This is a genomic window from Allobranchiibius sp. GilTou73 (assembly GCF_021391335.1).
GTDB classification, from domain to species: domain Bacteria; phylum Actinomycetota; class Actinomycetes; order Actinomycetales; family Dermatophilaceae; genus Allobranchiibius; species Allobranchiibius huperziae.
In genome coordinates this window covers 3,038,131-3,061,989 of the sequence record NZ_CP090051.1, presented here as the reverse complement: position 1 = coordinate 3,061,989, position 23,859 = coordinate 3,038,131, and the positions used below count along the sequence as shown (strand labels likewise).

Annotated in this window: 21 protein-coding genes; all 21 read left to right on the top strand. The window is 70.0% G+C overall.

Features of this window, described 5'->3' with window-relative positions:
- Positions 1 to 15 precede the first annotated feature (15 nt).
- Complete coding sequence (locus LVQ62_RS15090; protein WP_233762817.1) at positions 16 to 1,122, top strand: ABC transporter substrate-binding protein; 1,107 nt, start codon at positions 16 to 18, stop codon at positions 1,120 to 1,122.
- A complete protein-coding gene (locus tag LVQ62_RS15085; protein WP_233762814.1) occupies positions 1,122 to 1,901 on the top strand; it encodes an ABC transporter ATP-binding protein in 780 nt (259 codons plus the stop codon). Before LVQ62_RS15090 ends, LVQ62_RS15085 begins: the two co-directional genes overlap by 1 nt.
- 293 nt (positions 1,902 to 2,194) lie before the next feature.
- On the top strand, positions 2,195 to 2,797 hold the full coding sequence (locus tag LVQ62_RS15080) for an ABC transporter permease (protein WP_233762812.1): 603 nt from the start codon (positions 2,195 to 2,197) through the stop codon (positions 2,795 to 2,797).
- Between the two features lie 142 nt (positions 2,798 to 2,939).
- Entirely contained in the window at positions 2,940 to 3,482 is a 543-nt protein-coding gene (gene rimP / locus LVQ62_RS15075) for a ribosome maturation factor RimP (RefSeq protein WP_233762810.1), read from the top strand.
- On the top strand, positions 3,482 to 4,555 hold the full coding sequence (nusA, locus tag LVQ62_RS15070) for a transcription termination factor NusA (protein ID WP_179479862.1): 1,074 nt from the start codon (positions 3,482 to 3,484) through the stop codon (positions 4,553 to 4,555). The genes rimP and nusA overlap by 1 nt, the downstream gene beginning before the upstream one ends.
- A gap of 8 nt (positions 4,556 to 4,563) precedes the next feature.
- A complete protein-coding gene (locus LVQ62_RS15065; RefSeq protein ID WP_233767889.1) occupies positions 4,564 to 4,881 on the top strand; it encodes a YlxR family protein in 318 nt (105 codons plus the stop codon).
- 180 nt (positions 4,882 to 5,061) lie between these two features.
- Entirely contained in the window at positions 5,062 to 7,941 is a 2,880-nt protein-coding gene (gene infB / locus LVQ62_RS15060; protein ID WP_233762808.1) for a translation initiation factor IF-2, read from the top strand.
- 243 nt (positions 7,942 to 8,184) lie between these two features.
- Positions 8,185 to 9,210 (top strand): TRM11 family methyltransferase, encoded by a 1,026-nt coding sequence (locus LVQ62_RS15055; RefSeq protein ID WP_233762807.1) that lies wholly within the window; start codon positions 8,185 to 8,187, stop codon positions 9,208 to 9,210.
- 43 nt (positions 9,211 to 9,253) lie between these two features.
- Positions 9,254 to 9,673, top strand: a complete 420-nt coding sequence (rbfA, locus tag LVQ62_RS15050) for a 30S ribosome-binding factor RbfA (RefSeq protein WP_179479866.1) — start codon at positions 9,254 to 9,256, stop codon at positions 9,671 to 9,673.
- Positions 9,674 to 9,677: 4 nt separating this feature from the next.
- The gene (gene truB, locus LVQ62_RS15045) at positions 9,678 to 10,586 is read left to right on the top strand and encodes a tRNA pseudouridine(55) synthase TruB (RefSeq protein ID WP_233767887.1); all 909 of its coding nucleotides are present in this window, start codon (positions 9,678 to 9,680) and stop codon (positions 10,584 to 10,586) included.
- A 176-nt stretch (positions 10,587 to 10,762) separates the two neighbouring features.
- Positions 10,763 to 11,782 (top strand): HoxN/HupN/NixA family nickel/cobalt transporter, encoded by a 1,020-nt coding sequence (locus tag LVQ62_RS15040; RefSeq protein ID WP_233762805.1) that lies wholly within the window; start codon positions 10,763 to 10,765, stop codon positions 11,780 to 11,782.
- A gap of 9 nt (positions 11,783 to 11,791) precedes the next feature.
- Positions 11,792 to 12,730, top strand: coding sequence for a bifunctional riboflavin kinase/FAD synthetase (locus LVQ62_RS15035; protein ID WP_208050864.1), 939 nt, complete (start codon positions 11,792 to 11,794; stop codon positions 12,728 to 12,730).
- A gap of 54 nt (positions 12,731 to 12,784) precedes the next feature.
- Complete coding sequence (locus tag LVQ62_RS15030) at positions 12,785 to 14,614, top strand: long-chain fatty acid--CoA ligase (protein ID WP_233762803.1); 1,830 nt, start codon at positions 12,785 to 12,787, stop codon at positions 14,612 to 14,614.
- A 49-nt stretch (positions 14,615 to 14,663) separates the two neighbouring features.
- Complete coding sequence (locus tag LVQ62_RS15025) at positions 14,664 to 16,619, top strand: TIGR03960 family B12-binding radical SAM protein (RefSeq protein ID WP_208050862.1); 1,956 nt, start codon at positions 14,664 to 14,666, stop codon at positions 16,617 to 16,619.
- 90 nt (positions 16,620 to 16,709) lie between these two features.
- A complete protein-coding gene (locus LVQ62_RS15020) occupies positions 16,710 to 16,994 on the top strand; it encodes an excalibur calcium-binding domain-containing protein (protein ID WP_208050861.1) in 285 nt (94 codons plus the stop codon).
- 140 nt (positions 16,995 to 17,134) lie between these two features.
- Complete coding sequence (locus tag LVQ62_RS15015; protein ID WP_233762801.1) at positions 17,135 to 17,896, top strand: TIGR03936 family radical SAM-associated protein; 762 nt, start codon at positions 17,135 to 17,137, stop codon at positions 17,894 to 17,896.
- 64 nt (positions 17,897 to 17,960) lie between these two features.
- The gene (locus LVQ62_RS15010; protein ID WP_233762799.1) at positions 17,961 to 18,929 is read left to right on the top strand and encodes a glycosyltransferase; all 969 of its coding nucleotides are present in this window, start codon (positions 17,961 to 17,963) and stop codon (positions 18,927 to 18,929) included.
- A gap of 101 nt (positions 18,930 to 19,030) precedes the next feature.
- The gene (locus tag LVQ62_RS15005) at positions 19,031 to 20,293 is read left to right on the top strand and encodes a glycosyltransferase family 2 protein (protein WP_208050859.1); all 1,263 of its coding nucleotides are present in this window, start codon (positions 19,031 to 19,033) and stop codon (positions 20,291 to 20,293) included.
- 327 nt (positions 20,294 to 20,620) lie between these two features.
- Positions 20,621 to 23,086: an Rne/Rng family ribonuclease gene (locus LVQ62_RS15000; RefSeq protein WP_233762797.1), complete on the top strand. Its 2,466-nt coding sequence runs from the start codon at positions 20,621 to 20,623 to the stop codon at positions 23,084 to 23,086.
- A gap of 103 nt (positions 23,087 to 23,189) precedes the next feature.
- Positions 23,190 to 23,498 (top strand): 50S ribosomal protein L21, encoded by a 309-nt coding sequence (gene rplU, locus LVQ62_RS14995; protein ID WP_179479884.1) that lies wholly within the window; start codon positions 23,190 to 23,192, stop codon positions 23,496 to 23,498.
- Positions 23,499 to 23,548: 50 nt separating this feature from the next.
- The gene (rpmA, locus tag LVQ62_RS14990) at positions 23,549 to 23,821 is read left to right on the top strand and encodes a 50S ribosomal protein L27 (RefSeq protein ID WP_179479886.1); all 273 of its coding nucleotides are present in this window, start codon (positions 23,549 to 23,551) and stop codon (positions 23,819 to 23,821) included.
- Positions 23,822 to 23,859 lie beyond the last annotated feature (38 nt).

Sequence of the window (23,859 nt, the reverse complement as noted above, 5' to 3'; positions counted from 1 at the left end):
CCCCGATAGGAACCGATGTCCGCTCGTTCTCTCATCAGACCTCTCCCGACGACCGGTGCGGTCGTCGCCCTCGCAGCCGCCGCCGGCATGAGCCTGACCGCCTGCGGCTCGTCGGCCGCCGCCGGCGCCCCGAAGGGCGCGCCCTCAGGCACCGCCAGCACCCTCAAACTCGGCTATTTCGCCAACGTGACGCACGCCGTCCCGGTCGTGGGGGTCGGCGACGGCAGCTACGCCAAGGCCCTCGGCTCGACCAAGCTGAGCACCACGATCTACAACGCGGGGCCCACGGCTGTGCAGGCCTTGTTGTCCGGTGCCATCGACGCGGCGTACGTCGGCCCGAACCCGGCCATCAACGCCTTCATCAAGAGCCATGGCACGGCGGTGCGGCTGATCGCGGGCGGTGCGTCCGGCGGTGCGGCGCTGGTCGTGAAGCCGTCGATCACCGACGTCTCGCAGCTGGCGGGCAAGACCGTCGCCGACCCGCAACGCGGGGGCACCCAGGACATAGCGCTGAAGTACTACCTCAAGAACCACGGGCTCGGATTCACCGGCAGCGGCGGCAAGAACGTCAACGTCGTGTCCCAGGACAACGCCCAGACGCTCACGCTCTTCAAGCAGGGCCGCATCGACGCCGCCTGGCTGCCTGAGCCCTGGGTGTCGCGTCTGCAGCAGCAGGCCGGCGCCAAGGTGCTGGTCGACGAGAAGTCGCAGTGGCCCGGTGGCAACTTCGTGACCACCAACCTGCTGGTGTCCACCAGCTACTTGAAGAAGAACCCCAGGACCGTATCCGCGCTGCTCGGCGCGCAGGTGGCGACCGCTCAGTCCATCACCGCCGACCCCACCATGGCTGCGACCGAGCTCGACGCCGACCTCGGCAAGCTGACCGGCAAGAAGCTGCCCGAGGCGGTCGTGGTCGCCGCCTTGAAGAACGTCAAGGTCGGGTGGGACCCCTACGCCTCCTCGCTGAAGGAGCTCGCCTCGCACGCCGCGGCCGTCGACCTGCTCAGCAAGGACGCCGACCTGCAGGGGATCTACGATCTCGGCCCGCTCAACGCGGTGCTGCAGAACAAGAAGCTGGCCGTCGTCTCCGACGGCGGTCTGGGTGCCAAAGGGAGTTCGTGATGACGGTGATCACCAAGCAACCGGGACCGCGGGTGGACGAACGCCGTACACCGGCCGTGCGCGTGCACGGACTGCGCAAGGCGTTCGGGAGCGCGCGTGAACCCGTGCTGGCGCTCGACGGGCTGGACCTGGACGTCGCCGCGGGCGAGTTCGTCACTGTCCTCGGCGCCTCCGGGTGCGGGAAGAGCACCCTGCTGCGGCTGCTCGCGGGGCTGGAGCAGCCGACCGGCGGCGAGGTGGACGTGCAGGGCGGTCAGCCCGCGCTGATGTTCCAGGAGTCCGCCCTCATGCCGTGGCTGACCGCCGAGGGCAACCTGCAGCTCGCGCTGCGCCTTGCGGGAGTGCCGCGCCAGGAGCGGGCGGGCCGATGCGACGAGCTGCTGAACACGGTCCGTCTCGGCAACGTGGCGGGCCGTCGGGTGCACGAGTTGTCAGGAGGGCAACGCCAGCGGGTTGCGTTGGCGCGCAGCCTTGCCCAGGGTTCGCGGGTGCTGCTGATGGATGAGCCGTTCGCGGCCCTCGACGCCATCACCCGCGACCTGCTGCACCAGGAACTGCTGAACGTGTGGCGGGCCGACGAGCTCTCGATCGTGTTCGTGACCCACAACGTGCGGGAGGCCGTGCTGCTCGGCCAGCGCATCGTGCTGCTGTCCTCGCGGCCCGGCCGCGTGCTGCGCACCTGGGACACCCGCGACCTGCCGCCGGACGACGTGCCCGCGCTCACCGAGGAGATCACCCACGCGCTGCGAGAGGAGATCGGTCGTCATGCCCACGCGTGAGCAGAGCACGACCCAGCACACCGAGGGGGACGGGAGCGACGTGGACCTGGCCCAGCTGGCCGGCGGGCTGGACGCCCTCGACGCCGCACCCGGCGGTCGCCGCCGCCACCGGTTCGACGTCACCGGGGTGCTCGCGCCCCTGGCCGTCGTCGTCGGCCTCATCCTGCTGTGGCAGCTCGCGTGCTGGGCGCACCTCAAACCGACCTATATCGTCCCGACACCCGCGTCGGTGGCCTCGAACCTGTGGAGCCTCATCACCCACGGCACCGCCTGGGGAGGCGATCTGGGTCAGCGTGCACCGCGGCCTCATCGGCTTCCTCGCCGCCATCGTGATCGGCACGGTGCTGGGCGCGCTGGTGAGTCAGGTCGCCCTGCTGCGCAAGGCATTCCGGCCGTTGTTGTCGGCGATGCAGTCGCTGCCGTCGGTGGCCTGGGTGCCGTTCGCGCTGGTCATCTTCCAGGGCGGCCCGGCCCTCATCTACGCCGTCGTGCTCCTGGGTTCGGTCCCGTCCATCGCCAACGGCCTCATCGGCGGCGTCGACCAGACGCCACCGCTGCTGCGCGAGGCCGGCACGGTGCTCGGCGCCGGACGCTTCGAACTGATGCGCTCGGTGCTCCTGCCCGCCGCCCTGCCCACCTACCTGACCGGACTCAAGCAGGGCTGGTCCTTCGCCTGGCGCTCCCTGATGGCCGCCGAGCTGGTCGCCACGTCGGCGCAGCTGGGCACGGGGCTCGGTGGACTGCTGAGCAACGGCTCGCAGGACTCCGACATGCCGACCGTCCTCAGCGCGATCATCCTGATCCTGCTGGTGGGAGTCGTGGTCGAGCTGGCGGTCTTCGACCCGATCGAGCGCCGCGTGCTGCGTCGACGGGGGCTGATCTCCTCCGGCCTCTGAATCCGTCGCTCTCTTTCGGGTGTCTCTGTGGCTCTCTGAGCCTCTCTGGGCCTCTCTGGGCGTTTCTGAGGCGGAGGCACCCCCTGCGGCGAGTAGTGTGTCCCGTCGTACGGCACACAACAGAACACAGGAGGTCGCTGGGATGGATCCGTCCAAGGGCAGCACCGAACGCTCCCGGCACATCGTGGCTGTCCTCTCTCCTGTGGTCGCCCGCAGCGGCATGACCATCGAGGACATCACAGTCACGCCCGCCGGCAAACGACGCCTGGTCCGGGTCCTGGTCGACCGGGACGTGACCGTGGACGACGCCGACCGCGAATCTCCTGTCGAACCTCTCAGCCTCGACGAGGTGGGCGAGGTCACCCGTGCCGTGAGCGACGCTCTGGACGAGTCCGATGCCATGGGGGAGGCGGCGTACGTGCTCGAGGTCAGCTCGCCCGGCACGGACCGGCCGCTGCACGCCCCCCAGCACTTCCGCCGCAACGTCGGGCGTCTGATCGCCCTGACCACGACCGGCGAGGAGCAACTGACCGGCCGGCTCACCGCCGCCGGCACCGACTCGTTCGACCTCGCCGACGACACCGGCGCGACCCGCACCTTCGGGTACGCCGAGTCCTCGCGCGCCCGCGTCGAGCTGGAATTCAACCGGCCCACCACAGCCGACGTCACCGAGGAGCAGGACTGATGGACATCGACATGGCCGCACTACGCGCGCTGGAGCGCGAGCGGGAGATCCCGATGGACGTCATCGTGCCCGCCATCGAGCAGGCGCTGCTGGCGGCCTACCACCGCATCGACGGCAGCTACCGCGACGCCCGGGTCGAGTTGGACCGCGCCAGCGGTCGGGTCACCGTCCTCGCCCGCGAAGAGCCCGCCGCGTCGCCGGACGGCGAGGACGGCCCCGTCGTCCCCGAGCGTGGGCCCGAGTTCGACGACACCCCCACCGACTTCGGCCGGATCGCCGCCGCCACCGCACGTCAGGTCATCGTCCAGCGGATGCGCGACGTCGAGGACGAGGCGATCCTGGGTGACTTCCGCGGCCGTGAGGGAGACATCGTCGCCGGCGTCATCCAGCAGTCCGGCGACCCGCGCAACGTGCACGTCGACTTCGGCACCATCGAGGGCGTGCTGCCCCTCGCGGAGCAGGTGCCCGGTGAGCGCTACGTGCACGGCGAGCGGCTGCGCTGCTACGTCGTGGCCGTGAAGCGCGGGTTCAAGGGCCCGTCCATCAACCTCTCGCGCACCCACCCCAACCTGGTGCGCAAGCTCTTCGCGCTCGAGGTGCCCGAGATCGCCGACGGCAGCGTCGAGATCGCGGCGCTCGCCCGTGAGGCCGGGCACCGCAGCAAGATCGCGGTGCACTCCACGGTGCCGGGTCTGAACGCCAAGGGTGCCTGCATCGGCCCGATGGGTTCGCGGGTGCGTGCGGTGATGACCGAACTGCACGGGGAGAAGATCGACATCGTCGACTTCGCCCGTGACCCGCGTGACTTCATCGCCTCGGCCCTGTCGCCCTCGCGGGTCCAGTCGGTGCAGATCGTGGATGAGAAGGCGCGCGCGGCCCGGGTCATCGTGCCCGACTTCCAGCTCAGCCTCGCGATCGGCAAGGAAGGGCAGAACGCCCGCCTGGCCGCGAAGCTGACCGGCTGGCGGATCGACATCAGGTCCGACACCGCAGCCGCCGAGCCCGAGGCCACCGCCGCACCGGGCGGGCCGGAGAGCAGCGGCGCGGACGGCCCTGCCGGTCGGCTGCGCTAGACTTGGTGATGGTCGAGCGGAGACGCGACCGCCGTTCCACACCCCCGCCAGTCGCTCATCGCGGCTTGCGCACGTGCGTGGGATGTCGGCAACGCGCCGATCGGTCGCAGTTGTTACGGATTGCCGCGATCGCAGTGGACGGCGCCTGGTGCGCCGTACCCAACGGGCGCGGTAGGCATCCGGGCCGTGGGGCCTGGCTGCATCCGCGCGCGGACTGTCTCGAACAGGCAGTGCGCCGTCGTGCGTTGCAGCGGGCTCTCCCGGTGCCACGCGACGGTGTCCTGAATGTCGAGGTGCTGCGCGACGACTGTGTGCCTGCCACTTGACCACGTTGAAGATGTAGCGACCTGCCGCACCGTGCGGCACGACAAGACCGGAAGCGGGTTTATCGCTATGAGCACCCGATGAGTCCTCACTAATGAGCATTCACTGACAGACGGTCTGTGCTGCCCCGGATGACCTCCGGACCGCCGCTCGGACCGTCACATTTCCCGAACAGGAGAAGCGTGGCAAAGGTCCGAGTGCATGAGCTCGCCAAAGAGCTCGGAATGCAGAGCAAGGAACTACTGAACTACCTCAAGGAGCAGGGCGAGTTCGTCAAGACCGCCAGCTCCACGATCGAAGCGCCCGTCGTGCGCAAGATCAAGGAGAACCCGCCTCCGGGTGCCGGCACCGCCGCGCCCGCCAAGGAGGCGGCTCCCGCCGCACCCAAGCCCGGCGGTCGTCCGTCCGCTGCCGCCCCGGCAGCTCCGAGCGCGCCCGCCGCGGCCGCGACCGAGGCGACCCAGCCGTCGGCGCGCCCGAGCGCCGTTCCCGGTGGCACGTCGGCCCGGCCCGGCCCGGCGGCCCCCGTGGCGCCCGCGGCTCGGCAGACCCCCGCCCCCAGCCCGAAGCCGGCCACCTCGGCGCCCGAGGTCCCCGCAGCGCGTACGTCGCAGCCGGCACCCGCGCAGGAGTCGGCAGCAGCTGCTCCCGCTCCCGCTCGCCCGGCCGCTGAGGCCCCTGCCGCGAGCAGTGGCACCGGTGGCGGTGCTGCCCGACCGGCGGCCCCCCGTCCGGCCGGTCCGCGCCCGGGCAACAACCCGTTCGCTCCCAGTCAGGGCATGCGCACCGGTGGTCAGGGCGGCGCCAACGCGCGCCCCGGCAACAACCCGTTCGCTCCCAGTCAGGGCATGCCCCGTCCCGCCGCAGCACGCGGCGCCGGTGGCGCGGCAGGCCCGCGTCCCGGCGGCGCTCCGCGCCCCGCGGCAACTCGCGCCGGTTCGCCCGGCGGCGGTCCGGGTGGGGCACGTCCGAACCCGGGCATGATGCCCGATCGTGCGGCGGCAGCTCGTCCGGGCGACCGCCCGGCACGCGGCGGCGGTCGTGGTGCGCCCGGTGCCGGTGGCGGTCCCGCTCGCACCGGCGGTTTCGCCGGTCGTCCGGGTGGCGGCCGCGGGCCGGCCCGCGGCGCTGCGCCCGGTGCCTTCGGACGCGGTAGCGGGAAGGTGCGCGGGCGCAAGTCCAAGCGTGCCAAGCGCCAGGAGTTCGAGCAGATGCAGGCGCCCACCATCGGTGGCGTCAGCGTGCCGCACGGCGACGGCAACACCGTCGTGCGCGTGCGACGCGGTGCGTCCCTGAGCGACTTCGGCGACCGCATCAACGCCAACCCGGCGAGCCTGGTCACCGTGCTGTTCCACCTCGGTGAGATGGCCACGGCGACCCAGTCGCTCGACGAGGACACCTTCATGGCGCTCGGTGCCGAGCTGGGCTACCAGATCCAGGTCGTCTCGCCCGAGGACGAGGAGAAGGAGCTGTTCGGCGCCTTCAACATCGACCTGGAGGCCGAGGCCGAGGCCGAGACCGACGAGGAGCTGCAGGCTCGTCCGCCGGTCGTGACCGTCATGGGTCACGTCGACCACGGTAAGACGCGACTGCTGGACGCCATCCGCAACGCGGAGGTGGCCGAGGGCGAGGCCGGTGGCATCACCCAGCACATCGGTGCCTACCAGGTGCACGCCGAGCACGAGGGCGTGGACCGCGCGATCACCTTCATCGACACCCCCGGTCACGAGGCCTTCACGGCCATGCGTGCCCGCGGTGCCAAGGTGACTGACATCGCCATCCTGGTCGTCGCGGCCGACGACGGCGTCATGCCGCAGACGATCGAGGCGCTCAACCACGCCCAGGCGGCCGACGTACCGATCGTCGTCGCGGTCAACAAGATCGACGTCGACGGCGCCAACCCGGACAAGGTGCGTCAGCAGCTCACCGAGTACAACCTGATCGCCGAGGAGTACGGCGGCGACACGATGTTCGTCAACGTCTCGGCCAAGCAGGGGCAGAACATCGACGGTCTGCTCGAAGCGGTCCTGTTGACCGCCGATGCGGCGCTCGATCTGCGCGCCAACCCGGAAAAGGAAGCTCGCGGTGTCGCGATCGAGGCCAACCTGGACCGCGGTCGCGGTGCGGTGGCCACGGTGCTGGTGCAGTCTGGCACGCTGCGCGTGGGTGACTCGATCGTCGCCGGCGTGGCACACGGCCGCGTCCGCGCCATGCTCGACGAACACGGTGACAACGTGCAGGAGGCGGGTCCGTCCCGTCCCGTGCTCGTCACCGGTCTGGCAGCGGTGCCCCGCGCCGGCGACACGTTCATCGTGGTGCCGGACGACCGCACGGCGCGTCAGATCGCCGAGCAGCGCGAAGCCGACGACCGTCGCGCCTCGCTGATCAGGGCTCGCAAGCTGATCAGCCTGGAGGACCTGGACCAGACGCTCGCACAGGGCAAGGTCGAGACCCTCAACCTGATCCTCAAGGGTGACGGTTCCGGTTCGGTCGAGGCTCTCGAAGACGCCTTGATGCAGATCGACGTCGGCGAAGAGGTCGAGATCCGCATCATCGACCGCGGTGTCGGCGCGATCACGATGAACAACATCAACCTCGCTGTGGCCGCGACCGCGGTCATCATCGGCTTCAATGTCCGGGCCGAGGGCCAGAACGCCGCGTTCGCCGAGAAGGAGGGCGTGGAGATCCGGTACTACTCGGTGATCTACCAGGCCATCGAGGAGATCGAGGCGGCCCTCAAGGGCATGCTCAAGCCGGAGTTCGAGGAGGTCGAGCTGGGCACGGCGGAGATCCGCGAGATCTTCCGCAGTTCCAAGTTCGGCAACATCGCCGGTTCGCTGGTGCGCTCGGGGCTCATCCGACGCGGTTCGAAGGCGCGGATCACGCGAAACGGCGTCGTCATCACCGAGAACCTGGAGATCGCTGGTCTGCGGCGCTTCAAGGACGATGTGACCGAGGTCCGCGACGGATACGAGTGCGGTATCAACCTCGGGTCGTTCAACGACCTGCAGGATGGTGACCTGATCACGACGTACGAGATGCGCGAGAAGCCGCGCAGCTGACGAACACGCAGCGGAGGTTGTCGATGAGGCGCTAGCCGAGTCGGCGGCCGAAGCGGAGTGTGAGGAAGCGGAGCGGAAAAGGCTCAGCTCGTCCTGTGAAGGACGAGTGCATGCTTGAACGGCCCGACACCCGCGAGGGTGTCGGGCCGTTCGTCGTCTCGGGGCCTCGAGCCCTCATCGGTGGTCGCCGCCCGCCGATGCGTGCAACGTAGCCCCGCCCTGTGGCAGATAGCGTGTGCTCCCGTGACGGAGCTGTTGTTGATGATCGCGCCCAGCGCCAACCGGGTGTATGCCGGCGCGGCACGTGCCCTGGTTGCCGCCGAGGCACTGGTGCTGACAGGTGTGCTGTGCGACCGTCCGGTCGAGGTGAAGCCCGCCGACCTGGCCGGCGTGGAGTATCTGGCGGTGAGCGCCGAGGGCGACGCCGGTGATCTGGTCGACGTGCTGTCGAACCTGTCGGCCTGCGCCGCACTCTTCGAACGAGAGGTCGAGTTGCTGCGGCCGGTGCCGTTGCGGCGCAGGGAGATCTATCCAAGCGACCTGGTGACCATCCCGAAGTACTCCGGCAAGACCAACGAGCAGTGGACCCGTCTGGTGCTCGGTGTCACGGCTGCCGCGACCGCGCGGCCGCAGCGCTGGCTGGACGGTTCGCTGAACGTGCTCGATCCGATGTGCGGGCGCGGCACCACGCTCAACCTGGCGTTGTCCCTCGGCTACGACGTGACGGGCGTCGAGATCGACCGCAAGGACCACGAGGCGTACGCGGCGTTCATCAAGACCTGGATGCGGACCCATCGTTACAAGCACACCGTGCAGGAGAGCGCGCTGCGCACCGACGGGCGGATGCGCGGGCGACGCCTGCAGATCGAGATCGCGGCGAGCAAGGAGGGATTCCGAGCCGGTGAGGTGCAGCACGTGGAGTACCTCAACACCGACACCCGCGACCTGGACGGGCTCCTGCGGGCTCGCAGTGTCGATGTGGTGGTGGCCGACGCGCCGTACGGCGTGCAGCACGGCTCCCAGGCCGACGAACTGGCCCGCAGCCCACTGGAACTGCTGGATCAGGCGCTTCCGGGGTGGGTGCGGGTGCTGCGCGGCGGGGGAGCGGTCGGCCTGTCCTACAACCGGCATGTCGCGCCGCGGGACGCGCTGGACGAGCTGCTCGCCGAGCACGGCCTGCAGGTCCGCACCGGTCCCGGGTACGACGACCTGCGGCACCGTGTGGACGCCTCCATCGACCGCGACCTGATCGTCGCTACCAAGCCGTAGGCCGGTTTGGTGCTGGACCGTGTCGCGGTGCGAGAATCGCGCCATGGCCGACCCCGCACGCGCACGCAAGATCGCCGAACGCATCAAGTTCCTGGTGGCCGACTATCTCGAGCACCGGCTGAAGGACGAGCGTCTCGGCTTCCTCACCATCACCGACGTGCGGGTCACCGGTGACCTGCAGCACGCCTCGGTCTTCTACACCTTCCTGGGCACGGACCAGGAGCGCGCCGACAGCGAGGCGGCGTTGGAGGACAACCGTGGACGGATCCGCTCGCACGTCGGCAAGGGCCTGGGCATCCGGCTGACGCCTGCCCTGGAGTTCGTGCCCGACGCCATCCCCGAGGGTGTGGCGCAGATCGAGGACGCCCTGCGGGCAGCGCGTACCCGCGACGAGGAGCTGGCCGAGAAGAAGCGGCAGGCGAGCTTCGCCGGCGAGGCCGACCCGTACAAGAAGTCGGAGTAGTCGGATCGACGGACTGCTGCTCGTCGACAAGCCCGCCGGCTGGACCAGTCACGACGTCGTCGCGCGCTGCCGGCGCCTGGCGGGCACCCGGCGCGTGGGTCACGCTGGCACCCTCGATCCGATGGCCACCGGGCTGCTGCTCATCGGCATCGGACGGGCCACGAAGCTGCTGACCTTCCTCGTCGGCTGCGACAAGACGTACACGGCGACGGTCCGACTCGGCCAGTGCACGGTGACCGACGATGCCGAGGGCGACGTGGTCGAGTCGCTCGGTGCGCGGAACGTCGACCCGGCCGAGCTGGAGCGGGCCGTCGCGTCCTTGACCGGCGACATCGAGCAGGTGCCGAGCAGTGTCAGCGCCATCAAGATCGACGGGGTGCGCTCGTACGCGCGGGTGCGCGGCGGCGAGGAGGTCGCACTCAAGGCCCGTCCGGTGCGCGTGGCGCGGTTCGACGTCCGCGCGCAACGCGCCTCTGCCGTGGACGGTCTGCCGGTGCTCGACCTGGATATCGAGGTGCAGGTGAGTTCCGGCACGTACGTGCGCGCGCTGGCACGTGATCTCGGCGCGGATCTGGGGGTGGGTGGCCACCTGACCGCGTTGCGCCGCACCGGGGTCGGGCGCTTCGACGTCACCGCCGCGGACACGCTGCAGGACCTCACGACCCTGCGGGAAGAGGGCGCCCCGCTTCCCGTGCTGCCGCTCGCGCAGGCCGCGCGAGGGCAGTTCGCGGTGCGGGAGCTGACGGCGGACCAGGAACGCGACCTTCGGCACGGGAAACGCATCGCGCACGACGGCGTACGGCAGGACCCGGTCGCGGGCATCGGCCCGGCCGGGGACCTGGTGGCCATCCTCGACGAGTCCGGGGACTCGACGAGATCCCAGGTCGTCTTCCCTCCTTTCGAACAGGTTTGACGACGCACTTGCGACTTAGTCGCATCTGAGCTGTAGGGTCGGCGGAGTCGATAAATCACTCCGGGAGGCATCACGTGGTCCAGTCCGTCGCAGACCTCTCCACGGGCGGTCGGCCGGGCCGGTTGCGTTCCTTCGCAGCCGAATTCACGCCGGCGGATCGCCGGTCGGTGGCCGGGATGGCGCTGGCTATCGTCGCGCTGCACGTGATCGGCTTCGTCACCCTCTTCGCGGTGGTCGCCCCCCATCACTACGCGGTCGGCAGTCAGGGCGTCTTCGGCGTCGGCCTCGGCATCACGGCGTACACCCTCGGCATGCGGCACGCCTTCGACGCCGACCACATCGCCGCGATCGACAACACCACCCGCAAACTCCTGACCGACGGCAAGCGCCCGTTGAGCGTCGGCTTCTGGTTCTCCCTCGGCCACTCATCGGTCGTGTTCGGGCTGTGCGTGCTGCTCTCTTTCGGAGTGCGCGCCCTCGCCTCGTCGGTCAAGAACGGCGGATCCACGCTGCACACGGCGACCGCGGTCGTCGGCACCTCGGTGTCCGGCCTGTTCCTCTGGCTCATCGCGCTGCTCAACCTGGTGGCGCTGGTCGGCATCGTGCGCGTCTGGCGGCGGGCGCGCGGCGGCGAGTTGGACGAGGAGGCACTGGAGGAGCACCTGCGCAACCGCGGCTTCTTCAACCGCTTCCTCGGCAGGCTCACCCGCTCGGTCACCCGACCGACGCAGATGTACCCCATCGGACTGCTCTTCGGCCTCGGCTTCGACACCGCGACCGAGATCAGCCTGCTGGTCATCGCGGGCGGCGCCGCCGCGGTCGCGCTGCCCTGGTACGCCATCCTCACCCTGCCGGTGCTGTTCACCGCGGGCATGAGCCTGCTGGACGCCGCGGACGGGATCTTCATGGGCAAGGCCTACAAGTGGGCGTTCGCCAAGCCGCTGCGCCGGCTGTACTACAACGCCACCGTCACCGGGCTGTCGATCTTCGTCGCGGTCGTCATCGGCAGCATCGAGCTGTGCTCGATCTTCGCCGACCAGCTGCGCATCACCCGTGGCCCGATCGCCGCCGTCGGGTCGATCAACCTCGACGGCATCGGCTTCGTGATCGTCGGCGTGTTCGTCCTGACCTGGCTCCTGGCCGTCGGCGCCTGGTACGCGTTCGGCCTGAACAAGAGGGAACTGACCGCCAGCTAGAGTTGCGGCGTGCTGCGCCTGACCGAAACCGCCGACCTGCCGTCGGAATTCGGTCCCAGCGTGGTCACCATCGGCAACTTCGATGGCGTACACCTCGGGCACCGCACGCTCCTGGCGGCCGTGGTGCAGCGAGCGCAGCGCGAGGGGCTCGCCAGCGTCGCGGTCACCTTCGAGCCGCACCCACTGGCGGTGCTGCATCCCGACCACGCCCCGGTGCTCGTGAGCTCGCTGGAGGACAGGCTCGCCACGATGGAGCAGATCGGGCTCGACGCGGTGCTGGTGATGCCGTTCACCCTGGAGCTTGCCGCGATGTCACCCCGCGACTTCGTGCGAGAGGTCTTCGTCGACGGATTGCGTGCCCACGCGGTCGTCGTCGGCCGGGACACCCGGTTCGGCGCCCGCAACGAGGGCGACGTCGACACGCTGCGCGAGCTCGGGGCGGAGTTCGGCTTCGAGGTGCAGGTGCAGGAGGACGTCGGCGAGGGAGGCCGTTACTCCTCGACCGAGGTCCGCTCGGACCTGGTGGCGGGCGACGTCGCTGCCGCGTCCCGCATCCTGGGCCGCCCGCACGCCGTGACCGGCATGGTCGTTCGCGGTGCGCAGCGTGGACGCGAACTCGGTTATCCCACTGCGAATCTCGCCCAGGACGCGACCGGCTTCGTGCCCGCCGACGGCGTCTATGCGGGGTGGCTCGTGCGCATCCAGCACGGCGGTGAGCGGCTCCCCGCGGCCATCTCGGTCGGTACGAACCCGACGTTCGACGGCACCCAGCGCACGGTCGAGGCGTACGTGCTCGACCGCACCGACCTGGACCTGTACGACGAGGTGGTCGCCGTGGAGTTCACCGACCGGTTGCGCAGCAACGTCCGGTTCGACTCGATCGAGCCCCTGATCGAGCAGATGGGTCATGACGTCGATCGGGCGCGGACGTTGTTGACCGGGCAGTAGGGTGGCCCACGCCGTAACGGCACCCCCTCGAACCCACCGTGGAGCAGCCAGCACATGATCAGCGCGCAGGACGAGAAGTACGACCAGTCCGCCATCGACGGGCGAGCACCGTCGGTCGCCCGACTCTTCCTCGACCGGGTCAAGCAGACCCCGTCGGCGCACGCCTACAGCTATCCGTCCGGCGAGGACTGGACGCAGCTGACGTGGGCGCAGGCCGAGGAACGGGTGCGCGCCATCGCCGGCGGCCTGGTCGCCGTGGGAGTCCAGCCGGGTGACCGCGTCGCGATCGCCTCCGCCACCCGTGTGGAGTGGGCGCTGGCCGACCTCGGCGTGATGCTCGCCGCTGCAGCGACCACCACGATCTACCCGACCTCGACCCCGGACGACGTCCTCTACATCGTCTCCGACTCCGGCAGCACCGTCGTGATCGCCGAGGACGAGGCCAAGGTCGCCCTGCTCAAGCAGGGCCGCGACGCCATCCCGGACGTTGCCAAGGTGGTCGTGATCGACGGCGAGAGTGACGGCGACTGGGTGCTGTCCCTGGCGGATCTGGAGAAGCTCGGCACCGACTACGTCGGCGACCACGAGGGCGTCCTCGAGGAGCGGGTCGACCAGCTCGGGCCGCAGGACCTGGCCACCCTCATCTACACCTCGGGCACGACCGGCAAGCCGAAGGGCGTGCGGCTGCCCCACGACGCGTGGATGTACGAGGTCGCGGCGACCGGCTCGACGGGTCTGCTCACCCCCGATGACCTGCAGTACCTCTGGCTTCCGCTCTCGCACGTCTTCGGCAAGCTGCTGCTGACCCTGCCGATCCAGGTCGGCTTCCCGACCGCGATCGACGGTCGTGTCGATAAGATCGTGGAGAACCTTGCCGTCGTCCGCCCCACCTGGATGGGCGCGGCACCGCGGATCTTCGAGAAGGTCTACGGCCGCATCACCACGATGATGGACGACGAGGGCGGGGTGAAGGCCAAGCTCTTCCACTGGGCCAGCGCCAACGGCAAGCAGGTCGCCGAGCGCCGCTCGGAGGAGAAGCCGGTCGGCGCGCTCCTCGGCGCGCAGCACCGGATCGGCGACAAGATCGTGCTGGCCAAGATCCGCGAGCGCTTCGGCGGGCGCGTGCGCTTCTTCATCTCCGGGTCGGCCGCCCTCAACTCCGAGGTCGCCAAGTGGTTCGACGCCATGGGCATGCCGGTCCTGGAGGGCTACGGCATGACCGAGACGAGCGCCGCGACCTGCGTGAACCGCCCGTACGCCAACAAGATCGGCACGGTCGGGTGGCCGCTGCCGGGCACTGAGCTGAAGCTCGCCGACGACGGAGAGCTGCTGGTCAAGGGCCCTGGTGTGATGCAGGGCTACCGCGGGTTGGACGAGGCCACGGCCGAGACCCTGACCGACGGCTGGCTGCACACCGGCGACATCGCCGAGATCCTCCCCAGCGGCCACGTGCGCATCACCGACCGCAAGAAGGACCTTTTCAAGACCTCCAACGGCAAGTACGTCGCGCCGGGTCAGATCGAGGCCACCTTCAAGGGGCTGTGCCCCTACGCCTCCCAGCTGGTGGTGGAGGGAGAGAGTCGCACGTTCGTCTCGGCCCTCATCACCCTCGATGAAGAGGCCATCACGGACTGGGCGAAGAGCCACGGGATGGCGGGCCAGGACTACCGCACGATCGTGACCTCCGCCGCCGCGCGCGAGATGGTGCAGGGTTACGTCGACAAGCTGAACGCCGGTCTGAACCGCTGGGAGCAGATCAAGCGCTTCCTCATCCTGGACCACGATCTGACCGTCGAGGACGGCGAGATCACGCCCAGCCTGAAGCTCAAGCGCAAGGTCGTCATCACCAAGTACGGCGACGACCTGGACGCGCTCTACGCCTGAGCGGCGAACGCCCGGCGGGTGTGCCGCCGGGCGGCTCTACCCTGGTGGCATGCCGGGCGCGTCGATCTTCTATGACCTCGAACCACTGCTGGAGCAGGTGAGCAAGCCGATCCAGTACGTGGGCGGGGAGCTCAACTCCACCGTCAAGGACTGGCAGTGCGGCGGGTACGACGCCGACGGTCACGAGCTGACCGTGCGGTGGGCGCTGATGTACCCCGACGCGTACGAGGTCGGCGTGCCCAACCAGGGCGTGATGATCCTGTACGAGGTCCTCAACGAGCGGACGGACACCCTCGCCGAGCGCACCTACTCGGTGTGGCCCGACATGGAGGCGGCCATGCGTGCCGCCGAGCTGCCGCAGTTCACCGTCGACGCGCACCGTCCGGTCGGCGACTTCGACGTCTTCGGGCTCTCCTTCTCCACCGAGCTCGGCTACACCAACATGCTCACCGCGCTGGATCTGGCCGGCATCCCGTTGCACGCGGCGGACCGTGGCGAGGACGACCCGATCGTCCTGGCCGGTGGCCACGCGGCGTTCAACCCCGAGCCGGTGTCGGACTTCATCGACGCCGCGGTCGTCGGCGACGGTGAAGAGGCCGTCCTTGCCATCACCGATCACATCTCCGCCTGGAAGCGGCAGGGCCGACCCGGTGGCCGACGGGAGCTGCTGCTGCGCCTCGCGCGCACCGGTGGTGTCTACGTCCCGGCGTTCTACGACGTGGACTACCTGCCCGACGGGCGCATCCAGCGCGTCGCGCCGGCCGCGGACACGGTCGGCGTGCCGTGGCGGGTCTCCAAGCACACCGTGATGGACCTGGACGCCTGGCCCTATCCCAAGCAGCCGCTGGTGCCGCTGGCGGAGTCCGTGCACGAGCGCATGTCGGTGGAGATCTTCCGCGGGTGCACCCGCGGCTGCCGCTTCTGCCAGGCCGGGATGATCACCCGGCCGGTGCGCGAGCGGTCCATCACCGGTATCGGCGAGATGGTCAAGAAGGGCCTGGAGGCCACCGGTTTCGAAGAGGTCGGGCTGCTGTCGCTGTCCTCGGCCGACCACTCCGAGATCGCCGACATCGCCAAGGGTCTCGCCGACCGCTACGAAGGCACCCAGACCGGGCTCTCCCTGCCGTCCACCCGGGTCGACGCGTTCAACATCGACCTGGCGAACGAGCTGACGCGCGGCGGGCGCCGTTCCGGCCTGACCTTCGCACCCGAGGGAGGCTCGGAGCGGATCCGCAAGGTCATCAACAAGATGGTGAGCGAAGAGGACCTGATCAAGACTGTCGCCGCGGCCTACGGCGCGGGCTGGCGGCAGGTCAAGCTCTACTTCATGTGCGGTCTGCCCACCGAGACCGACGAGGACGTGCTGCAGATCGCCGACCTGGCCAAGCGGGTCATCGACGTCGGCCGGGAGGTCAGCGGTCGCCGCGACATCCGCTGCACCGTCTCGATCGGCGGTTTCGTGCCGAAGCCGCACACCCCCTTTCAGTGGTGCGCGCAGCTGGACCCCGAACAGACCGATGCTCGCCTGGCCAAGCTGCGGGAGGCGATCCGCTCCGACAAGCGCTACGGCGCGGCGATCGGCATGCGCTACCACGACGGCGAGCCGGGCCTGGTCGAAGGACTGCTCTCCCGCGGCGACCGCCGGGTCGGGCGGGTCATCGAGGCCGTCTGGCGCGATGGCGGCCGGTTCGACGGCTGGAGCGAGCACTTCTCCTATGAGCGCTGGATGCGGTGCGCGACGGCTGCGTTCGAGGGCACGGACGTCGACGTGGCCTGGTACACCACCCGGGAGCGCAGCGAGCACGAAGTGCTGCCGTGGGACCACCTGGACTCGGGGCTGGACAAGGACTGGCTCTGGGCCGACTGGCAGGACGCGCTGGATGAGACCGAGGTCGACGACTGCCGCTGGACACCGTGTTTCGACTGCGGCGTCTGCCCTCAGATGAACACCGACATCCAGGTCGGGCCGACCGGCAAGAAGCTGCTTCCCCTGAGTGTCGTCTGATCGGGGCCTGAAAGCCCCACGCACGCTCCGCGTTCGATATTCTTCGGCGGCGGCATCTGGGCCGCCCCTCCGCGAAACGAGTTCACAGCGATGCCCCGTGCCCTGCCCGTCGTCCTGACGGTGTGCGCCTCCCTCATCCCCGCCGCCACGATCGTCGCGCCCGCACATGCCGCGCCGGCCATCGTGAACTTCCATGGCTGCGACAACATGCACAAGAAATACCCTCACGGGGTCGGCCGCAAGGGCGCGCGTGACACCGGTCCGCACGGTGCGCGCAAGAAGCACCCGGTGACCAACTTCTACGTCAACACCGCGCTCTACAACGCCAACAAGCACTCGGACGCGGACAAGGACGGCATCGCCTGCGAGCGCTGAACCCCCAGCGGGACGGCGCCGGCCGGCGACCCGACGCGTGACGCTGACGGTGTTCGTGACGACTGACGGCGTTCGAACGCCGTCGATGAACGCGAACGCCGTCAGCGTGCGACGCCGGCCGACGGCTACCGTGGCCTCCCGTGCCACCCCGTCAACGCGTCCCGGAAGGGCCCGCCCCCGACCCGGCCGTCCAGAAGCTGCGCATCCAGTACGCCAAACGCGGACGGCTGCGGTTCTCCTCCACGCGTGACTTCCAGCGCGCGTTGGAGCGTGCGTTGCGACGGGCGTCGGTGCCGATGGCGTTCTCGGCCGGCTTCCACCCCCACCCCCGGATCAGCTACGCGAACGCCGCCCCGACGGGTACGGCGAGCGAGGCGGAGTACTTCGAGATACAGCTGCGCGAGCACCGCGACCCGGCGGTGCTGCACCGCGACCTGGACGAGGCGCTCCCGGACGGCCTGGACGTGGTCGTCGTACGGGAGGCGGCCACCGGCGCGCTCGCGGACCTGCTGGAGGCGAGCGACTGGGTGCTGGACTTCGCCGACGTGGACGTCGCGACCCTCGCCGCGGCCACCGACCGACTCCTGGCGAGCGACCGCATCGAGGTGACCCGCATGATGAAGCGCGGTCCACGCACCTTCGACGTCCGCGAGGCGGTGCTGCACGCGCAGGCCGGACCCGCCGACGGCCCGCCCTACGCCTCCCGACTGGGTCTGCGACTGCGCCACCTGACCCCCGCGGTGCGCCCGGACGACGTCCTCAGCGCGCTCGTGGAGGTCGCCGACCTTCGCCCGGCACGCCCCCCGTTGGTCACCCGGTCCCGCCAGGGACCGCTGCGCCCGGATGGGACCGTCGCCGATCCGCTCGCGGCCACCACGGACGAGGTCCGCGCACCGGACTGATGTAGCCGCGGAATCGGATGCGCACAACCGGACCCGGTAGGGAGTCGGCCGGGTCTAGGGTCGGGTGGATTCAGAGGCGTTCCAGAGCCACCGGCGGCTCTCGCACGAGCGGACCAGCACGGTCTCCGGCCCGCAGGACGGTCACGAGGGGATGGGCACCGACGAACATTCGGCTGGGGAACGGGAATGCGGCGAGGCGCCGCTGATCTCGATCTGCATACCCACCTACCAGGGTGAGCGGTTCCTCGCCGAGACCGTCCGCTCCGCGCTCGCCCAGGACAGCGACGACTTCGAGGTCGTGGTCCTCGATAACGCGAGCACCGATCGGACTCCTGAGATCCTGGACGGCTTCGACGATCCGCGACTCGTCGTGCAGCGCAATCACGAGACCGTCGACCTGCCGACCAACTGGCGGCGCGTCATCGAGGTGTCCCGCGGTCGGTACGTGAAGCTGCTCTGCGCCGACGACCTGATCCATCGCTCGGCCACCCGGCTGCAGGCTGCGGTGCTCGCGGAACACCCCGAGGTCAGCGTGGTCGCGAGCAGGCGCGCCCTGATCAACGAGGACGGGCGGGTACTCGCCCACGCCATGGGACTGTACGGCCTGCTCGGACCGCAGACCGGTCGGCGCATCGCGCGACGAACGGTGCTCGGTGGCGGCGTGAATCCGGTGGGGGAGCCGGCCGCCGTGACGTTCCGCCGGCGGGACTACGACGCCGTCGGCGGATGGGACGGCTCGCTGGTGCACCCGATGGACCTGGACCTGTGGGTGCGGCTGTTGAGCAGGGGAAGCTTCATCGGGCAGCCCGACGAGCTCGCGGCCTTCCGGGTCAGCCCGCAGGCGCTCTCAGCCGCGCACTCGCCCGAGCAGTACCAGGAGTTGGGCGAGCTGGTCAGGCGGATCTGCGCCGACCCGGCCTGGGGCCTCCCCAGACGCGATCGAGTCCTGGCAGAGGTGAGTCGCAAGCTCACCTGGACGGTGCTGCCGGTGCGTCAGCGGTGGATGCGCGCCGGGGCTGTCTGGCCGACATGACCGTGCCCGAGGGCGGCGTTGGACGTTGCCCGGCGGATCGCGCCGACACTCGGTTAGGGTCCGAGACATTCATCAACTCGACGGGAAGAGGTCGCCTCGGCATGCGCATCAAGGGGCCGATCTTCGCTGTGCCGACCGCGCCCGTCTGGGCCGGCGCCACGTGGGTGGGTGAGGTGTTTCTCGACGATGTGCCCTCGCAGGAGGCTCCTGTCGACTTGGTCCTGGACGGTGCCGACGGATTCGCCCGGGCGCGTCTGCTCGTGCGGGGTCGGCACCAGGTGTGGGGTTTCGTGACCGTCGACCTGTCAAACGGGAGGGTCGATGCCGATCGGCTGGCGGCCGAGATCGCGCGACTGCCGGAGGCCGCCGCGCCGCAAACGGACCAGCGACCGGCCAGGTCCGAGCCAATCAGCGTGGTGCTCTGCACGCGCGACCGACCGACCGACGTACGCACCGCACTGCGGTCCCTGCTCCATCAGGAGTACGACGGCGAGTACGAGATCGTCGTGGTGGACAACGCACCGGTCACCGACGCCACCCGCGAGGTGGTCCGTGCGCTCGGCGACGAGAGGATCCGGCTCGTCACCGAGCCGGCGCCCGGTGTCTCGCGGGCCCGGAACGCGGGGGTGGCGGCAGCGCGCCACGAGCTCATCGCGTTCACCGACGACGACGTCGTGACCGATCCGCTGTGGCTGACAGGGCTCGCGTGCGCCTTCGCTCGCGAAGGAGACAACGCGTGGTGCGTGAGCGGTCTGGTGCCCACCGGCGAACTGCGTACCCCGCCGCAGGCCTGGTTCGACCAGCGCGTCGGATGGAGCCGGGATCTGCTGCCGCGGACCTACATGTTGCGCGAACCGCCGCAGGATGTTCCGTACTTCCCCTTCGAGGTGGGCCGCTACGGCACCGGCGCCAACTTCGCGGTGCGCCGCTCGGCGGTGCTGCGGCTCGGCGGCTTCGACCCCGACCTCGGTGCGGGCACCCGCAGCAAGGGAGGGGAGGACATCGATTTGTTCTACCGCGTGATCGCCCGAGGCGGTTCCCTCGTCTACGAACCGTCGGCGCTGGTCTGGCACCGGCATCGCGACACCCAGGAGGCGTTGGAGTCGCAGATCGACGGGTACGGCTGTGGGCTGGCGGCGTGGGCGACCAAGCTGTTGCTCAGTCCTCAAGACCTGGTGCGTGGGGTGCGGGTGCTCGCCCGTCGGGAGGCCCGCGCACGCGGGAGGTTGCGTGCACACCGCCCCCTGCTCGCACGCACTCCCCGGCCGCAGGCGCCTGGCGTCGTCGACGTGTCGTCGATCGAACACCGCGCTCTGCTGTCCGGGCCCTGGGCCTACATCGGATCGCGGTTCTTCGGTCGTTGAGATCCTCCGGCGCGTGGTGTCGTCCTCCAGGTTCGCGATCCGCACCCGCGCGTATGAGACAATCGCATCGGTCGTTCGGCGCAGCACAACGTGTCGAATGCCCCGTCCTCCCCGCACTCAGCGTCGGCGCTGACTTCGCCGCTCCTGAAGCCGGGTCCAAGGACGACGGTCACCTCGGTGCCGCGCTCCGCGCGAGCCAGGCAGACCGCAACAGCCGACTTTTCGGTCGCGACATCCCGCGACCGGCCATACCCGCACCACGCGGGCGTGCGGGCCTTCGGGCCCCCTTGTTGTGGACGCACCGCGTGCTGACGCGAAGGAGGGGCCATGGGCCCCGAGAACGACCAGACCAGCACGAACAACACCGACGACACCGCGAACGCGCCGTCCGCCCCGGTGGTGCCCCCGGCGTTCGGGTTGCTGTTCCAAGCACCCGACACCACCGCACGGGCGCCGCGCATCCCCGCCTCGCCCCCGCCGGAGGACACCTCCGACGAGCGCTCGCGGGCCCCGGAGGACAACCGCGACCGCTCCAACGTGTCCGACGGGTCCAACTCTGACGCCGAACCGGACGCGGGCGACGGTGCCCGGCCCCGTCGCCGCGGTGGACGCGGACGCAAGAGCAAGAGCGAGGGTGCGCCGTCGGCTGACACCGAACAGGGTGAGGGCACTCAGGACGAGGGCGGTCGCAAGAACCCGCCGCGTACGGCGAAGAAGCAGTCCGGCGGGGATGACGCCGACGCCGGCGACGCCTCGGTCGACGAGACCGGCCCCGACGAAGCCACCGACTCCGAGGGCCGCGCCGAGGGTGACGGCCGCCGCCGCACCCGCCGCCGTCGGCGCAGCGGCTCCGGGGGAGGGGACAGCGAGGACCCGCCCGGCACCGTGACCAAGGTGCGCGAGCCGCGCGCCGGCCGCGACGAGGTCACCGCGATCAAGGGCTCCACCCGATTGGAGGCCAAGAAGCAGCGCCGCCGCGAGGGCCGCGAGGCCGGTCGCCGCCGGACCGTCATCACCGAGGCCGAGTTCCTCGCCCGTCGCGAGAGCGTCGACCGGGTGATGGTCGTGCGTGAGCGCGACGGCCGCACCCAGATCGGCGTCCTCGAGGACGGCGTCCTCGTCGAGCACTACGTCTCCCGCGACTCCCAGCAGTCCTCGATGGCCGGCAACATCTACCTCGGCCGCGTGCAGAACGTGCTGCCCAGCATGGAGGCGGCGTTCGTCGACGTCGGTCGCGGTCGCAACGCCGTCCTCTACGCCGGCGAGGTCAACTGGGATGCCGCCGGCCTGGAGAACGGGCAGGCCAAGCGCATCGAGAACGCCCTGAAGTCGGGCGCGACGGTGCTGGCCCAGGTCACCAAGGACCCCATCGGTCACAAGGGCGCCCGCCTCACCTCGCAGATCTCCCTGCCCGGCCGCTTCCTGGTCTATGTGCCGGGTCACGCCATGACCGGCATCTCCCGCAAGCTGCCCGACACCGAGCGAGCCCGGCTGAAGAAGATCCTCAAGGAGGTCGTGCCCGCGGACGCCGGTGTGATCGTCCGTACGGCGGCCGAGGGCGCCAGCGAAGAGGACCTCAAGGCCGACGTCGAGCGACTGCAGGGCACCTGGGACAAGATCCAGTCCGACGCCAAGACCGGACACGCCCCGTCGCTGCTGCACGGTGAACCGGACCTGGCGCTGCGCGTCATCCGAGACGTCTTCAACGAGGACTTCACCAAGCTCGTCATCTCCGGTGACCGGGCCTGGGACCAGGTGCAGGGCTACCTGCAGGCCGTCGCCCCCGACCTCGCCGGACGCCTGGAGAAGTGGACCGGTGAGCAGGACCTGTTCACCGTGCACCGCGTCGACGAGCAGCTCGCCAAGGCCATGGACCGCAAGGTCTGGCTGCCCTCCGGCGGATCGCTCGTCATCGACCGCACCGAGGCGATGACCGTCGTCGACGTCAACACCGGCAAGTTCGTCGGCTCCGGCGGCAACCTGGAGGAGACCGTCACCAAGAACAACATCGAGGCCGCCGAGGAGATCGTGCGCCAGCTGCGGCTGCGCGACATCGGCGGGATCATCGTGGTCGACTTCATCGACATGGTGCTGGAGTCCAACCGGGATCTGGTCGTACGCCGCCTGCTGGAGTGCCTGGGGCGCGACCGCACCAAGCACCAGGTCGCCGAGGTCACCTCGCTGGGGCTGGTGCAGATGACCCGCAAGCGGGTCGGATCCGGCCTGATCGAGGTCTTCTCCGAGGAGTGCACCGCCTGCGGTGGACGCGGGATCATCGTGCACGACCACCCGGTCGACAAGGGTGGGGACACCTCGGGCACCACCAGCGGCTCGGGCAGCAGCAACGGCAATGGCAACAACAGCGGCAACGGCGGTCGCGGCCGGCGCGGCAAGAACCGCTCCGAGGCCCCTGCGGCACCGCCGCAGCAGCCCGCACCCACCGGCCCGTCGGCGGCGCAGATCGCCGCGGCCGCACACGCCGCCGCGCTGAGCGCGGGGGAGAAGGCCGGCGACGCGGCGCAGGAATCGATCGAGGCCGTGCACGACGACGTACGCCGGGTCGAGGCCGCAGCCGGTCCCGCCCCCCAGGCCGAGCCCGCCCCCGAGCAGCCCGCTACGGTGCTGGCCTCCGAGGCCCCGGCACCCGCCGTGGCGCAGCCGGCACCCGTAGTGGCGACCGCCCCCGCGACGGCCCCGCCGGCGCGTCGCAAGCGTAAGCGGGTCGTGGCGCCCGCCGGACCCCCCGTCGCCGGGGATGCGGCGAATTTGGAAGCCGCCATCACCGACCAGTAGAATCGAACGCTGGCGCGCCCACCGTCCCGACGTCCTGCACCGCAGGGTCGCTGTCGGGCGGTCTCACCAGAGCGAGTGCGCCTCAACGAAAGGCAGTTTCGACGTGTACGCGATTGTTCGCGCAGGCGGTCGCCAGGAGAAGGTCTCCGTGGGCGACGTCCTCATCATCGACAAGGTCTCCGTAGAGGCCGGTCAGAGCATCGACCTCAAGCCGCTGCTCCTGGTGGACGGCGAGACCGTCACCAGTGACGCCGCCAAGCTGGCGAAGGTCACCGTGAAGGCTGAGGTGGTGAAGGCGGCCAAGGGCCCCAAGATCACCATCATCAAGTACAAGAACAAGACCGGTTACCGCAAGCGCCAGGGCCACCGTCAGCCGCTGACGCAGGTCAAGGTCACCGAGATCAATTCTTGAGTTCGGCCACCGACTGATCGTCTCTCCCCTCCACACGTAAGGCTTCAGACATGGCACACAAGAAGGGCGCGTCGTCCTCCAAGAACGGCCGCGATTCCAACGCGCAGCGACTCGGCGTGAAGCGCTTCGGCGGTCAGGTCGTCAGCGCCGGCGAGATCATCGTCCGCCAGCGCGGCACCCACTTCCACCCCGGTGTGAACGTCGGCCGCGGCAAGGACGACACCTTGTTCGCGCTCGTTCCCGGCGCTGTGAAGTTCGGGCAGAAGGGCGGTCGCAAGACTGTCAACATCGTCGATGCACAGCTGGCGGACGTCTCCGTCTGAGACGTTCAGCCACGTTGTGACGGGGGCGGGTCCGGGTC

Bases quoted from the DNA above. Each gene is read 5' to 3' on its own strand.
- LVQ62_RS15090 (WP_233762817.1), top strand. From the start codon at position 16: ATGTCCGCTCGTTCTCTCATCAGACCTCTCCCGACGACCGGTGCGGTC.
- LVQ62_RS15085 (WP_233762814.1), top strand. From the start codon at position 1,122: ATGACGGTGATCACCAAGCAACCGGGACCGCGGGTGGACGAACGCCGT.
- rimP (WP_233762810.1), top strand. From the start codon at position 2,940: ATGGATCCGTCCAAGGGCAGCACCGAACGCTCCCGGCACATCGTGGCT.
- nusA (WP_179479862.1), top strand. From the start codon at position 3,482: ATGGACATCGACATGGCCGCACTACGCGCGCTGGAGCGCGAGCGGGAG.
- LVQ62_RS15065 (WP_233767889.1), top strand. From the start codon at position 4,564: ATGGTCGAGCGGAGACGCGACCGCCGTTCCACACCCCCGCCAGTCGCT.
- rbfA (WP_179479866.1), top strand. From the start codon at position 9,254: ATGGCCGACCCCGCACGCGCACGCAAGATCGCCGAACGCATCAAGTTC.
- LVQ62_RS15040 (WP_233762805.1), top strand. From the start codon at position 10,763: ATGGCGCTGGCTATCGTCGCGCTGCACGTGATCGGCTTCGTCACCCTC.
- LVQ62_RS15030 (WP_233762803.1), top strand. From the start codon at position 12,785: ATGATCAGCGCGCAGGACGAGAAGTACGACCAGTCCGCCATCGACGGG.
- LVQ62_RS15025 (WP_208050862.1), top strand. From the start codon at position 14,664: ATGCCGGGCGCGTCGATCTTCTATGACCTCGAACCACTGCTGGAGCAG.
- LVQ62_RS15020 (WP_208050861.1), top strand. From the start codon at position 16,710: ATGCCCCGTGCCCTGCCCGTCGTCCTGACGGTGTGCGCCTCCCTCATC.
- LVQ62_RS15005 (WP_208050859.1), top strand. From the start codon at position 19,031: ATGCGCATCAAGGGGCCGATCTTCGCTGTGCCGACCGCGCCCGTCTGG.
- LVQ62_RS15000 (WP_233762797.1), top strand. From the start codon at position 20,621: ATGGGCCCCGAGAACGACCAGACCAGCACGAACAACACCGACGACACC.
- rpmA (WP_179479886.1), top strand. From the start codon at position 23,549: ATGGCACACAAGAAGGGCGCGTCGTCCTCCAAGAACGGCCGCGATTCC.